Source organism: Lachnotalea sp. AF33-28, from assembly GCF_003477885.1.
GTDB lineage: Bacteria > Bacillota > Clostridia > Lachnospirales > Lachnospiraceae > AF33-28.
On record NZ_QUEE01000008.1, the window covers coordinates 99,065 to 114,179 of the forward strand.

Below are 15,115 nucleotides of genomic sequence, written 5' to 3' on the forward strand. Positions count from 1 at the left end.
TTAAAAGGATGCTGCAGAACCGGTGGCCGGCTTTGCAGCATCTTTTTTCAGCGAGGTTTACCGGCGTAGGTATGGGCTTTGATCGCGGCAAAGCTCTCCTCACTGATTACATGTTCAATGCGGCATGCATCTTCGGACGCTACGGACGGGGTTACGCCTAGGGCTGTGAGCCAGTCGGAGATCAGTGTGTGCCGTTCGTAGATTTTTTCTGCTATTTCCCGGCCCTGGTCCAGCAGGACGATATGGCCTTCTTTATCCACCTCGATATATCCGTTCTCACGCAGATTTCTCATGGCGACACTGACACTGGGTTTGGAAAAGTTTAATTCGGCGGCGATATCAATCGAACGCACCGCACCCGTACGTTTCTGCAGTATCAGTATGGTTTCCAGATAATTTTCGGCAGATTCCTGTATTTTCATATGTCACCAGCTTTCTGTAAAAGTTGCTGTAGTACTGCTATTGTATCATCAGCCCTATCATTAATCAAGGAAAACAGTTGTTTTGGGGAGTGTTTGACTTAAACGTCAATAACCAGTATAATTATGAATTATACAACAATAAAGTGGATTACAGCTTTATGAACAGCGGAGGGACCCAAAAACAGACATGAAAAACAGCGAAGCAAATGAACAGCGGGGAAAGACGGCTTGCTTCCCTTCCTTTAAAGCAGGGGATTCTTTTCAGGAATTTGAGAAGAACATCAACCTGCAATCGGCGGGCCTGCTAAGTAAAAGCGTGCCCGGAGGCATGCTGGGAGGGTACCTTATAGAGGGCTTTCCCCTATATTTCGTAAATGAACGGATGCTCCGATTCTTGGGTTATACCTATGAGGAATTTTGCCGGACAGTCGATGGAAAGCTGATGAATGCCATATATCCGGAGGACCGGGAAGCCGTGGCAGATGCGGTCAGGGAATCCGCGGCCGGCGGACAGGATTATGAAGTGCGGCACCGCATGGTAAAAAAGGACAATAGCTGTATTTGGGTCAGCAATGTGGGGCGGTGCGGGGTCACGGAAGACGGCAGACAAATATGTCTGTGTCTGGTCCGGGATATTTCCAGAGAGGTTGAGTACCAGGACCGGTTAAAAGCCCAGACCGCAGAATTTGAACGTGCTGCGGCCCGCTTTCAGCATCTGTTCCAGTCCGTGCTCTGCGGTATTGTGCAGTACAGGATCGGGGAGGACGGCAGGGTCGTGTTTAAAGATGCCAACCAGGAGGCGGTCAGGATCTTCGGCTATGGGCAGGAGGAATTCTGGGCGAAAAAAAACTGGGATCTGCCTTCACTGATCGCAAAAGAGGACCGGGCGCGCATACTGGAGGATATTTCCTCATTAAAAGAGGTCGGGGATAAAAAGGGCTATGAATACCGGCTGCTGCAAAAGGACGGCGGCAGCTGCTGGATTATAGGTAGCGCCGAGATCATCCGGGACAACGATGGGGATGTGGTGGTTCAGAGCGTATTTTTGGATATCGACAGCACTAAGAAGGCGGAGCTTAAAAACCAGCTGCTGGCGGAACAGGTGGAAGCCGGCAATATCCTGTTAAGGCAGGTGCTGCAGAATACCTCCAGCTTTGAGTTTTATTATTATCCTAAGACCTGCCTGGCCGTGATTCCGGGACGTACCGGTTCTTATTATGGCTGCAGGGAGCAGTATGGGGGCATGCCGGACAGTTTTGCCGCAGAGATGGTAAGGGAGGATTACCGGGAGGCATTCTGTGAGATGTATCGGCGGATTCACAGCGGCGAGCGGACTTCTTTTTCGGTATATCAGACAAAAAGCGGAGCATGGTGCCGGACAACGCTTTCTGTGATCGGGTATGAAGAGGACAGCACCCCGTCGTTTGTGGTGGGAATCAATGAAGATATCACGAAAGAAATGCAGATGAGCATGGAACTTGAAGAGGCCCGTTCTTTTGACAGGCTGACCGGTCTTTACAGCAAGGAGGCCGGGCTTGCGAAGGTGCGGGAATATCTGAAGCAAATGGACCGTGACGAAATTTGTGCGATGCTGCTGATGGATATTGATGAACTGGCCAGTCTGAATCTGGCGGAAGGAACGGTGTTTGCGGACGCGCTGCTGCAGGATGTGTCGGAAGTCATGCGGGAGGAGACAAAAGCGGAGGATGTGCTGGTGCGGCTGGGCGGCGATGAATTCCTGCTCTTTGTAAAGAACTGCAGCAAGGATATGGCGGTCATGCTTGGCGGGAAGATCGCGCGGCGCGTCAGGGAGCTTTACCGCAATGAGGAGCTTCATCTGGAGCTGTCTGCCAGCATTGGCATGTGTTCCAGCAGCGTGACCCGGGATTACGATGAACTGTACCGGTGCGCGGAAAGCGCTCTTTTGTATGTAAAAGCACATGAGAGGGGAACGGCTGTATGCTATGTGGATACCTCCAGGGAAATCGGTATGGATCTGACCCATATGTATACAAGCAAGCATACGATGAATGACATCGACCGTCAGAATGTGTATCATGCGGAGGATATGCTGGATTTTGCACTGGAGCTTTTGGGAAAGTCCAAAAGGCTGGAGGACGCCATCAGTCTGCTGCTTTCGCGCATCGGCAAGAAATACGGGCTGGACCGGGTAACGATTGTGGAAACCAACCCCGAATATTTAAGCGCGCGTTATACCTATCAGTGGGCGAGAGATCAAGAAGATCTGAGGCTGAACCGGGATATTTATTTTACAAAAAAAGAGTATGAAGCGTTGCCCAGGCTGTTTGGAGAGGAAGGGATCTATGAGAAGAGCATAAATCCTGCGTCCGACATGGCGGCCTGCCTCCAGGCGGCGATCTGGAACCAGGGGACTTTTGCGGGGAGCCTCGCCTTTGAGAGCCGTAAGCCCGGATTTGTATGGCCGGAAGAGATTAAAAAACTGATCAAGGAGACGGCCAAGCTGATCGCGTCCTTTATCATGAAGGCCAGGGCCGATGCCTTAAGCCAGGCAAAAACAGACTTCCTTTCCCGAATGTCCCATGAGATCCGGACGCCCATGAACGCGATATCCGGCATGACTACAATCGCAAAGACCGTATTGGATGACAGGAATAAGGCGATGGAATGCCTGAACAAGATCGAGTCGGCCAACAAATATCTGCTTCAGCTGATCAATGATATACTGGATATGTCCAGAATCGAAAGCGGCAAGGTTGAGATCAATTATGTGAGCGGGGATTTTAATGAACAGATGAACACGCTGATGGAACTGATGCAGCCGCAGGCGGCGGAGAAGAACATTTTTCTCACGCTGAACAATGAATACAGTCTCGATCGGCCTCTCAAACTGGATTCGCTGCGCCTAAACCAGGTTTTGATCAATATACTCGGCAATGCGGTGAAATTCACTCCCGGGGGCGGCTCCGTATTTCTGCATGTGAGCCAGAAGGAGGATGTAAACGGGGTGCGGCTGACGTTTTCTGTGAAGGATACGGGAATCGGCATCAGTCCCCAAGATATGGGGCGCATCTTCAATGTGTTTGAACAGGGCAGCAGCAGTACCGCTTCCCAGTATGGAGGAACGGGGCTTGGTCTGGCCATTTCCAGCCGTTTGGTACAGATGATGGGCGGAAACTTGGAAGTGAGCAGCCGCCTCGGCGAAGGGGCGGAATTCTATTTCACCATACCCGCTGCATTCGGCGAATCGGAGGAGAAAAAGGAGCCATTATCAGCCTCTGACGGCGAGGATGCCGATAAAACGGAAGATTACCGCGGCTTAAGGATACTGCTGGCGGAGGATAACAGCCTGAATCAGGAGATCGCGGTGTCCATACTGCAGATGTACGGTTTTGAAGTGGAAACCGCCGATGACGGGGCGGAGGCGGTGCGTCTGTTTGAGGTCCATGAGGCCGGCTATTATGCCGCGGTGCTGATGGATATCCGCATGCCGGTAATGGACGGGCTGGAAGCCACAAGAAAGATCCGGACGCTGGAAAAGGCGGATTCCAGAAGCATTCCGATCATCGCCATGACGGCCAACGCGTTTGATGAAGATATGAAAAAGTCCATGGAGAGCGGCATGAACGGCCATCTGACCAAGCCCATTGTGGTGAAGGAACTGCTGCGGCTTTTGCGCAGCTGCTTAAAACGGCCGTCTGCCGAAGGCGGGGAGAGCCGGAAAATGAAAGAAGACATAAACTGCGAGGGATAGGAAGACAGACGATTATGGAAGAGATACGACTGAATAAGTATTTGAGCGACGCCGGCGTGTGCTCTAGAAGAGAAGCGGACCGGATGATTGAAGCGGGAAAGGTGCTGGTGGACGGAGAGACTGCTGTGATGGGGATGAAGATCCGGCCGGACCAGAGGATAATATATGCCGGTAAGGCGGTGGGAGGCCATAAGAAACCGGTGCTCCTCGCAGTTTACAAGCCGAGAGGAATCGTATGCACTACGGCGAAATTCGATAAGGATAACATTGTGGATTATATCAGCTATCCCCAGCGGATCTATCCGGTGGGCCGGCTGGATAAGGATTCGGAAGGGCTGATTCTGATGACAAACCAGGGTGATCTGGTCAATAAGATCCTAAGAGGCAGCAACAATCATGAGAAAGAGTACATGGTGCGGGTGAATAAGCCCGTCACGGATGAATTCATAAACGCGATGCAAAACGGCGTACCGATACTGGATACGGTCACCAAACCCTGCAGGCTGGTCAAAGTGGATGATTACAAGTTTAAAATCGTTCTGACTCAGGGGCTGAACCGCCAGATCCGCAGGATGTGTGAAGCGCTTGATTACCGCGTGCGTTACCTGAAACGGCTGCGTGTCATGAATATCCGGCTGGGGAACCTCAAACCCGGTGAATACAGGGAGATAAAAGGGACAGAACTGGAGAGACTAAAGGATATGCTGAAGGATTCTACCAATTTATCTTATAAACAGACTGCAGACGGAGAGTGAACGACCATGGAAACGAATAATAACCGGATGAGGGAGCTGGTGGACCTGCTCAATGAGGCGGCAAAAACCTACTACCAGGAAAACCGGGAAATCATGAGCAATTATGAATACGACAAGCTGTATGACGAGCTGGCCGCTCTGGAGAAAGAGACCGGCACCGTGATGGCGAACAGCCCCACAGTCCGCGTCGGCTATGAGCTCCTTAGCGAGCTGCCTAAGGAACCCCATGACAGCCCGATGCTTTCACTGGATAAGACCAAGGATGTGGAGGCCTTAAAAGACTGGCTCGGAGAACAGAAAGGGCTGCTGTCCTGGAAGCTGGACGGGCTGACCATTGTGCTGACGTACCGGGATGGGGAACTTGTGAAGGCTGTGACCAGGGGAAACGGCGAGATCGGTGAAGTCATCACCAACAATGCGAAGACCTTTACCAATCTTCCGGTGCGGATTCCTTACCGCGGGGAGCTGGTCCTGCGCGGAGAAGCCGTGATCCGCTATTCCGTGTTCAACCGGATTAACGGTGAAATCGACGATGTGGATGCCAGATATAAGAATCCGAGAAATCTGTGCAGCGGTTCCGTGCGCCAGCTGAACAATGAGATCACGGCAAAGCGCGATGTGAACTTCTTCGCTTTCGCTCTGGTGAAAGCGGAAGGCATTGATTTTGACAATTCGCGTGAGCGCCAGTTTGAATGGCTTGCAGGACAGGGGTTTGAGACCGTGGAATACCGGGCTGTGGACAGCAGCAGTCTGGCGGAGACGGTGGCGGACTTCGCCGGCCGGATACTGGATTACGATATCCCGTCTGACGGGCTGGTGCTTTTAATCGATGATATCGCTTACGGCGAATCTCTGGGCCGCACTGCGAAATTTCCCCGCAATTCCATCGCTTTTAAGTGGGCGGATGAAACGGAGGAGACCACTCTGGACCATATTGAATGGAGCCCTTCTAGGACGGGCCTGATCAATCCCGTGGCCGTATTTGAGCCTGTGGAGCTGGAGGGAAGCACGGTTAGCAGGGCCAGCGTCCATAACCTAAGCATACTGGAAGCGCTGGCATTGGGGGAGGGCGACCGCATCACCGTCTATAAGGCCAATATGATCATTCCGCAGATTGCGGAAAATCTGACGCGCAGCGGCATGGCAGAAATCCCCGCCCAATGCCCTGTCTGCGGCGGAGATACCGAAGTGCGTCAGACAAATGACGTGAAGAGCCTTTACTGCACCAATCCGTCCTGTCAGGCTAAAAAGATCAAGAGCTTCACGCTGTTTGTCAGCAGGGACGCCATGAATATCGACGGCCTCTCTGAAGCGACGCTGGAGAAATTTGTGGACAGCGGGATCGTCCGCGATTTCGCCGATTTGTTCCATCTGCCGGAGCATAAAGAGGAAATTGTATCCATGGAGGGCTTTGGCGAGAAATCCTACGAGAATCTGACTGCGGCTGTGGAGGCAGCCAGGCACACCACACTGCCCAGATTTATATACAGCCTGGGTATCCCCAATGTCGGTCCGGCCAATGCCAAGATGATCTGCAGGGCTTTCGGCAACGATCTTAACAGGGTGGCAGGCGCCACTGTGGAGGAACTGGTGGGGATCGACGGCGTGGGAGAAGTGATCGCACAGGGCTTTCAGGCTTTCTTTGAAGATGAGCACAATCAGGAGCTGCTGGACCGCCTGATAAAAGAAGTGGTGATTGAGGGCGGCACAGTGGATGAGGAAGCGCCGCAGCCGTTAACAGGCCTGAATTTTGTGATCACCGGTTCGGTTCATCATTTCGGGAACCGGGATGAGGCCAAGGCGGCGATTGAGGAGAAGGGCGGCAAGGTGACCGGTTCCGTGACCTCCAAAACGAATTACCTTGTGAATAATGATACGGCTTCCGGTTCATCCAAAAATAAAAAGGCAAAAGAACTGGGGATACCGATTATCTCGGAGGAGGAACTTTTAGAACTGCTTGGACAGGAGGGCTGAAGCTTCATCCAATGCAATGACCGGGGAGTGAAAGCTATAACAGGAAGGAAGATAGATACGCTATGCCAATTAAAGTGCAAAATGATCTGCCGGCCAAAACCGTGCTGGAGCTGGAAAATATATTTATGATGGATGAAAACCGGGCGCTCACCCAGGATATCCGTCCCTTACGTATACTGATTTTAAACCTGATGCCGATCAAGGAGGAGACAGAGACGCAGCTGCTGCGCGCTCTGTCCAACACCCCCTTACAGGTGGACATCTCGTTTCTGCATATGTCGAGCCACCGTTCCAAGAATACCTCTGCCAGCCATTTAAACATGTTCTACCAGGTTTTTTCAGAGGTGAAGCATAAGAAATTCGACGGACTCATCATCACCGGTGCGCCGGTGGAAATGATGGAATATGAAGAAGTGAATTACTGGCCTGAGTTAAGTGAAATCATGGAGTGGTCCAAAACCCATGTCACCAGCACCGTACATATCTGCTGGGGCGCCCTGGCCGGTCTCTATTACCATTACGGCATTGAGAAAATTATCCTGCCCGAGAAGCTGTCCGGCATCTACAGACACAGGACCCTGGACAGAAAGATTCCGCTGGTCCGCAGCTTTGACGATGAATTCGTAGCCCCTCATTCCCGCTATGCCAGCGTGCGCCGGGAAGATGTGCTGCGCCATCCGGACCTGATTCTCTGCGCGGAGTCGGATGAGGCGGGGCCTTTCCTGATCGCCAGCGCCGACGGCAAACAGATCTTTGTGACGGGGCATCCGGAGTATGACCGCCTGACACTGAATGAGGAGTATCACAGAGATCTGAAAAAGGGGATCAACCCCATTGTCCCGGTGAACTATTATCCGGACAACGATCCGGAGAAATTCCCTCTGCTCACATGGCGCAGCCATGCAAATCTGCTGTATACGAACTGGCTGAATTTCTACGTGTATCAGATTACGCCCTACGATCTGGAAGAAGAGGCATGACAGTGGACGGCAAATAACAATTGCGGCCCCCTGTGTAATAAACGGCACTGTAATGTTTAGTGGTTTGCGAATCCCCTCATTTTGCTGTTAAGATGTAAGAAATAAGATGTAAGAAATGAGGTGTTTACAGTGTTATTTCAGATTATCGACGGCTGTAAAGCGTTTGGGGCCCGGGAAATATTTCAGAATCTGGCTTTTGAGGTGAGAGGGACAGAAAAGGTTGCGGTTGTCGGCAAAAACGGTGTCGGTAAAACCACTCTTTTGGATATCATTGCCGGGCTTACGGACCTGGATGCGGGAGAAATAAATAAAGATAAAGGACTGCGGGTCGGATATTTAAAGCAGACGGTATTTCGGGACGGAGAACGCAGCGTCTGTGAGGAGCTCGAGGCGTGCTTTGCCTCCATTCATTCCCTGAAGCAGAAACTTGAGGCACTGGAAGGGCGGATGGAGTCGGAATGTACGGAGGAAGTCCTGGAAAAATACGGCCGGATGCAAGAGGAGTTTGAAAAGCTGGGCGGCTATGAATATCAGACCGAGATGAAAACGGTTTTTACTAAGTTTGGGTTTCATCCGGAGGAGCTCCAGAAAAAAATCAGGGAATTTTCCGGAGGGGAAAAGACGAAACTGGCACTGGTCAAACTGCTCCTTAGCAAGCCGGATATACTTCTTTTGGATGAACCCACCAATCATCTGGATATGGATACGGTGGAATGGCTGGAGGGATATATCAGCAGATATCCTAAAGCGGTGGTGCTGGTTTCCCATGACAGAATGTTTCTTGACCGCACAGCAAAGACCGTATATGAGATAGAACAGGGCGCGGCCGTTAAATATATCGGCAATTATACGGATTTCATGAGGGAGAAGAAGAGCAGCATTGCCAGGCAGAACCAGAGATATGCGCTCCAGCAGAAGGAGATCCGTCATCTGGAAGAGCTGATTGAACACTTCAGATATAAGGTAAATAAAGCGAAGTTTGCCCAATCAAAAATTAAATATCTCGAACGCATGGATGTGATCAGCCAGAGAAAAGAGGATACCCGCACGATACATGTCCGTTTTTTTGCCCGCCAGAAAGGAGCGGAACGCTGCCTGACAGTCAGAAATCTGGGGGTGGGATATGACAGTGCATTGTTTGATATAAGCTTTACCATGCAGCGCAATCAGCGTGTGGCGGTGATCGGTAAAAATGGTACGGGCAAATCCACTCTGGTGAAAACTCTGTCAGGCAGTATCAAACCGGTCAGAGGCACGTTTAAGTTCGGAGACAGAATCGATGTCGGATATTTCGACCAGGAATTAGCGCTGTTTGCCGGAAAGAAAACCGTCATTGAGGAGGTCTGGGACAGTTTTCCCAATCTTAGCCAGACAGAGATTCGAAACACCCTGGCGCAGCTTTTATTTAAAGGGGAAGATGTGTTTAAAGAGCTGGATGTCCTGTCCGGAGGGGAGAGGGTGAGGCTCGCTCTGGTGAAGCTGATGCTAAGGCATGATAACTTTCTGATACTGGATGAGCCTACCAATCATCTGGATATTTATGGAAAAGAGGTGCTGGAAAATGCGCTGAAGGAGTTCGACGGATCGGTCCTGCTTGTTTCGCATGACCGCTATTTTATTGCAAAGCTGGCAACCGCGGTGCTTGAAATCAGGGATCACAAAGCGGTATTTTATGATATGCCCTATGAGGATTATACGGCAAAAGCAGGATCAAAAGCTTGAGTATCCAACCGTGACATGGTAAAATAATAATCAGAAAAAATGCACAGAGTGTGATGTTTATGTTATAATATATAAAAATAAATGTAAGCACTTACACACAGGGCATTTATCAGGGATAGGACAGGCGGCATCTGTCGAAAATAAGAATCAGGAACAGGAAGGAGAACATTTTATGTACGAGGTGAAGGGTAATGTGATCGTCGGCCAGTCAGGAGGGCCTACGGCAGTGATTAACTCCAGCCTGGTGGGAGTGTACAAAACCGCCAGGGACAGAGGAGCGAGGAAAATATACGGTATGCTGCACGGCGTACAGGGCCTGCTGGAGGAACGGGTGGTGGATCTATCCAAGCACATTGCGAATGATCTGGACATCGAGCTGCTGAAAAGAACTCCTTCCGCTTATCTTGGTTCCTGCAGGTACAAGCTGCCGAATATCAGTGAAAATCAGGAGCCTTACATCCGGATTTTCGAGATTCTGAAAAAGCTGGACATTGAATATTTCTTCTATATCGGCGGCAACGATTCCATGGATACGATCAAAAAGCTTTCGGATTATGCTATACTGACCGACAGCAAAATCCGGTTTATGGGAGTGCCGAAAACGATAGACAACGATCTGGCGGCCACCGACCACACGCCTGGCTATGGCAGCGCGGCCAAATATATCGCATCGATCACCAAGGAAGTGATCCGTGACGGCCTGGTATACGATCAGCAGAATGTGACGATTCTGGAGATCATGGGCCGCAATGCAGGCTGGCTGACAGGTGCGGCTGCCCTGGCTAAATGTGAGGACTGCGAAGGTCCGGACATGCTGTTTCTGCCGGAAATCCCATTTGATGTGGACGTATTTATGAAGAAAGTGGAAGACCTTCATAAACAAAAAAAGTCCGTGGTGGTGGCTGTGTCTGAAGGTGTGAAGGTGGCTGACGGCCGTTATGTCTGCGAACTCACGGACAGCACCGATTATGTGGATGCGTTCGGCCACAGGCAGCTGACAGGTACGGCCAGATATTTGTCGTTAAAAATTGCCGGAGAAGTAGGCTGTAAAACCAGGGCGATTGAATTTAACACGCTTCAAAGATGCGCATCCCATATCGTTTCCAGAGTGGATATTACTGAGGCATATCAGGTGGGCGGTGCCGCGGTGAAAGCGGCGTTTGAGGGAGAAACCGGCAAAATGGTCATTTTAAAGCGCCTTTTTAATGATCCCTATATCTGTGTTACAGACCTGTATGATGTGCATAAGGTGGCAAACGTGGAGAAGGTGGTGCCCAGGGACTGGATCAACCGGACCGGAGATTATGTGACACAGGACTTTATCAGCTATGTAAAGCCGCTGATTCAGGCGGAGCTGACACCGATTATGACCGATGGCCTTCCCCGTCACCTCTATTACACCGAAAAAGAATAACCGCATAGATTTACAGGCATCCAATACCGGGCGCGTTTTACCTGTGCCCGGTATTTCATGATAGAAACAAAATAAGGAGAGGACAAAAAATTATGATAACATTACAACACATCGCCGAGACAGAAGATTCCACCATGCTGGGCATGAACGGAGGACAGCCGGAAAGCCCGGATGGGAAAAGACTGGTATATGGCCGTAAGAAATCACTGGAACCTAAAGGAGAAAACGATACGGAATTATGGATCTGTGACAGAGATACGCTCACAGGACACCGCAAGGTTGCGGATCTTCGCTGCGGCAACCATAACGGACCTTCCGCCACATTTGTGGACAATCACAGGATCGTATTCCGCAGCAGCATAGATAAAGTAAACTCATTTTCCATTCTGGACGTGGATACCGGAGAGACCGTTTTCGGCCCTATTTTTGGCAAAGAGAGCCATAGAGCGGAAAACGGGAAATATCCTTTTTCCATATCTGCGGAGTTTCTGGACAAGAACCCAACTCATCCGGAGATTGATGAATGCGGGATCTACACGCTGGATCTTTCAGACGGATCGATTACGAAGATCGTGCCCGGACAGGTGATTCTGGATATCGTGAAGCAGGCCGGATATACGCCGAATGCTTGGACGCTTTCCATGAGCCATGTGCAGCTCAATCCTTCCGCCACCAGAGTGATGATGCGCTTAAGCGTGGAGGAATGCAAAGTGTTCGGGGCGCAGGGCTGCGTGGACCTGACGGATGGCAAAACGCATTTTATAGCGGATAAACCGGTGCATCAGCTCTGGTTTGACGATGATACATTTATGGCAACCCGTCAGTATTATAACAACGGCCGGATCGAGATGGACACCAGCAGGATTCAGCGTTTTACGGTGGACGGAGAAGTGGTGGAGACGCTGGGAGGCATCGGAAACCATATTGACGGTTCACCGGACCGCAAATGGTTTACCGGCGACCGCGCATATCCCGGATATCCGGCAGATGTCCTGCTGTACCGCAGAGGCGAGGTGGAGCCGGCCCTGCTCATCGGCAACAGCGACTGCCAGCATACGATCTGGCAGCTGCAGATCCATCCCAACCCGACCTTTTCCATGGACGGCAAAAGGATCTATTTTAACCATCCGGTGAGCGATACAAAAACTGAGGCCGTGTTTGTCGATATATCCGAGCTGCTGTAACAAAAAGCTATATCAACTTTCGAAAGGAGATGTGAATGGCTGTACATGTAATCGACGAGGCGAATCGGTGCTTGAACTGTAAGAAACCGATGTGCCGCCAGGGATGTCCCATCCATACGGAAATACCAAAGATGATTGAGGCCTTTAAGGACGGCAGGCTGGAGGAAGCGGGGCAGATGCTCTTTGAGAACAACCCGCTCTCCTTGGTGTGCTCTCTGGTCTGCAACCATGAGAGACAGTGTGAGGGCAACTGCGTGCTGGGAAGAAAAGGTCAGCCTGTTCATATCAGTTCCATAGAAAATTATGTGTCCGATACGATGTTTGAGAGGATCCGGATCGAATGCGCTCCGAAGAACGGCAAAAAGGTTGCCGTGATCGGCGCCGGTCCGGCGGGCATCACGATTGCCATCCTTTTGACCAAGAAGGGATACGGCGTCACCGTATTTGACTCAAGGGACCGGATTGGCGGCGTGCTGCAGTATGGCATTCCGGCTTTCCGCCTGCCCAAGACGATACTGGAGCGGTATAAGAAAAAGCTGCTTTCCATCGGCATAAAGATACGCCCCAACACCACGATCGGCGGCGCCCTTGAGATCCGGGATCTGTTCCGGGACGGTTATCAGAGCATCTTTATCGGCACCGGCGTATGGCGGCCGAAGAAGCTGGGAATCAAGGGGGAATCCCTGGGAAACGTGCATTTTGCAATCGATTATCTGGCAAATCCCGATGCATATGACTTGGGAGAGCATGTGGCGATCATCGGTGTGGGTAATTCTGCCATGGATGTGGCAAGGACTGTGATCCGGCACGGCTCCAACGATGTCACCCTCTATGCCAGAGGACTGAAAAGTGATGCCAGCAGCCATGAGACCGCTTATGCGAAGCTGGACGGAGCAAAGTTTGAATTCGGCAAGGCCATCGTGGAGATCAACGATGACGGTCCGGTCTTTCGGGACGTGCTTTTTGATGAGGAGGGCAATAAAACCGGCTATTCGGAGGAAACTAGACAGATATACGCGGATTCCGTCATCATTTCCATCAGCCAGGGCCCCAAGAGCAAGTTAGTCAGCACGACGGAGGGACTCAAGGCTTCCGAGAGCGGACTGCTGCTCACCAATGAACAGGGGGAGACCACCTATCCTGGCATTTTCGCGTCCGGCGATGTGGTGTTCGGCGCCAAGACCGTGGTGGAGGCGGTCGCCTACTCCAGAATCGTGGCCGATGCCATGGACCGTTATATGCAGGAAAACAGCGGATCAGACCGCGGTTAAAGATGACTGGAAAAGTCCGATAGCTCTGATTTAGGAGCTTCGGACTTTTTTCTATCAGATGAAACTGTCACCGACCGATCACTGTCATCGATCAGCAGCCGGCTCTCTTTCTCTGCGCGTAACAAATAAAACGGCCACATAGATCAGCGCGATGAGCAGGCAGCTGCCCGCCAGCACGATATATGCGGGGATCGAAGAAGGCACGAATCCGGAGAACGTTCGGGTGATCCAGATGGCCGCGCAAAGCGCCAGCACCGGGCGCACGATCTGATAGAGCGCGCTGAAGTACAGCTTCACCCTTTTTTTAAGTGAATGGATATGTAAAAATGCTACGACCAGCTCACTGACTAACATGCCCCAGAGGTATGCGATGATTCCGTATTTGGGAATCAGCAGCAGAACGAAGATGAGCCGTACGCTAAGCCCGATCACATTCTGTACAAAGGTGATACCGGTCTTGCCCAGCCCGTTGATCACGCTGCCCACCGTGGTGGCCAGATAGAGAAAGGGGCACAGCCAGGCTAGAGTCATGATATAGGTGCCCGCCGTGGAGTTGTTGAAGATCAGTTCGCCCATATCCTGCCCGTAATTTACGAAGATACCGGTACAGAGAATGCCGATATAGAGGCAGTAACCCATGGTGAGGCTGGTCACCCTGCTGATTTTGCCTCCGTCGTTGGCAGATTGGGACTGTGCCACATCCGGCAGCAGCATGACGGAGATGGAATTGGTCAGTGTGGACGGAAAAAGGATGAAGGGCAGGGCCATGCCGGTGAGCACGCCGTATACGCTTAACGCATCCGCATTTGCCATGCCGAATTTCTGCAGGCGGCTGGGGATCATGATGGCTTCCGCGCTCTGAAGCACGCTTAATACCATCCGGTTTGCGGTCAGCGGTATCGCCAGATACAGTATTTTTTTCATGTTGGAGCACAGATGAAGCTTGGGTTTAGCCTCTGTATCATGGCCGGAGGAAAATGTGATAAATGCCGCGATTACCGTTACCAGCGCGGAGACCACTTCTCCCAACACCATGCCGGCCACCGCAAAGGTTACTGTCAGCGTTTTTCCCTGGGAGATCATAACATTGGCCATGAGCCACACAGCGATGACACGGACGATCTGCTCCGCCAGCTGTGAGAATGCGGGGATGCCGGTCTTCTTATGCCCATAATAGTAGCCCACGATGCAGGAATGGATGGCGTTGACCGGTATGGACAGCGAGATCAGCTGCAGGGCGGCCGCGGCCCGGGGTTCCATCAGCATATGGACGGCGATCAAATCGGAGAATCGGTATAAAAATGCGGCGCACAGAAAAGAAAGAGACAGGGATAATAAGAGCCCTGCATAGAAGAAATTGCGGCCCGCGTTTTTTTCTTTTTTAGCGGTTTCAGCGGCAACATAACGGGAGATCGCAGTCTGTATGGGACCGCAGCACAGGGAGAAGAAGATACCGTATACGGGGAAGATCAGCTGATAGATCCCCATTCCCTCCGCCCCGATCACCCTGGTTAGGAAGATTCGGTAAAAAAATCCGATAAAGCGTGTCAGCAGCCCGGAAACGGTGAGGATTAAGGCGCCGATGACCAGAGGATTCCGTTTGCGCATAGCATCTCCTAATGAAAGTAATTATTATAATATATTGACAGAGATTCTTATT

The 15,115-nt window shown here is 51.3% G+C and carries 10 protein-coding genes; 8 read left to right on the forward strand and 2 right to left on the reverse strand.

Translation table 11 applies throughout. From position 1 onward, the window contains the following. Positions 1-47: 47 nt before the first annotated feature. Positions 48-422 (reverse strand): metal-dependent transcriptional regulator, encoded by a 375-nt coding sequence (locus DWZ56_RS12515; protein WP_118556977.1) that lies wholly within the window; start codon positions 420-422, stop codon positions 48-50. 187 nt (positions 423-609) lie between these two features. Between DWZ56_RS12515 and DWZ56_RS12520 the strand changes: the two genes are divergently transcribed. The 8 genes from DWZ56_RS12520 to DWZ56_RS12555 all read left to right on the forward strand — a co-directional run bounded on the left by DWZ56_RS12520 (position 610) and on the right by DWZ56_RS12555 (position 13,455). Continuing rightward, the gene (locus DWZ56_RS12520) at positions 610-4,155 is read left to right on the forward strand and encodes a PAS domain-containing protein (protein ID WP_118556978.1); all 3,546 of its coding nucleotides are present in this window, start codon (positions 610-612) and stop codon (positions 4,153-4,155) included. A gap of 14 nt (positions 4,156-4,169) precedes the next feature. Beyond that, positions 4,170-4,910 carry a pseudouridine synthase gene (locus DWZ56_RS12525; RefSeq protein ID WP_118556979.1) on the forward strand — a complete coding sequence of 247 codons (741 nt, stop codon included), beginning with the start codon at positions 4,170-4,172 and terminating at the stop codon, positions 4,908-4,910. A 6-nt stretch (positions 4,911-4,916) separates the two neighbouring features. Continuing rightward, entirely contained in the window at positions 4,917-6,884 is a 1,968-nt protein-coding gene (gene ligA / locus DWZ56_RS12530) for an NAD-dependent DNA ligase LigA (RefSeq protein WP_118556980.1), read from the forward strand. 62 nt (positions 6,885-6,946) lie between these two features. Beyond that, positions 6,947-7,864: a homoserine O-acetyltransferase MetA gene (gene metA, locus DWZ56_RS12535; protein ID WP_118556981.1), complete on the forward strand. Its 918-nt coding sequence runs from the start codon at positions 6,947-6,949 to the stop codon at positions 7,862-7,864. 129 nt (positions 7,865-7,993) lie between these two features. Beyond that, positions 7,994-9,586, forward strand: coding sequence for an ABC-F family ATP-binding cassette domain-containing protein (locus DWZ56_RS12540; protein WP_158584568.1), 1,593 nt, complete (start codon positions 7,994-7,996; stop codon positions 9,584-9,586). A 172-nt stretch (positions 9,587-9,758) separates the two neighbouring features. After that, a complete protein-coding gene (locus DWZ56_RS12545; RefSeq protein ID WP_118556983.1) occupies positions 9,759-11,000 on the forward strand; it encodes a 6-phosphofructokinase in 1,242 nt (413 codons plus the stop codon). 92 nt (positions 11,001-11,092) lie between these two features. Next, on the forward strand, positions 11,093-12,184 hold the full coding sequence (locus tag DWZ56_RS12550) for a PD40 domain-containing protein (RefSeq protein WP_118556984.1): 1,092 nt from the start codon (positions 11,093-11,095) through the stop codon (positions 12,182-12,184). Between the two features lie 35 nt (positions 12,185-12,219). Then, a complete protein-coding gene (locus DWZ56_RS12555; RefSeq protein ID WP_118556985.1) occupies positions 12,220-13,455 on the forward strand; it encodes an NAD(P)-dependent oxidoreductase in 1,236 nt (411 codons plus the stop codon). 84 nt (positions 13,456-13,539) lie between these two features. Here DWZ56_RS12555 and DWZ56_RS12560 read toward each other — a convergent pair whose 3' ends face one another. Continuing rightward, positions 13,540-15,063 carry a putative polysaccharide biosynthesis protein gene (locus DWZ56_RS12560; RefSeq protein WP_118556986.1) on the reverse strand — a complete coding sequence of 508 codons (1,524 nt, stop codon included), beginning with the start codon at positions 15,061-15,063 and terminating at the stop codon, positions 13,540-13,542. Positions 15,064-15,115 lie beyond the last annotated feature (52 nt).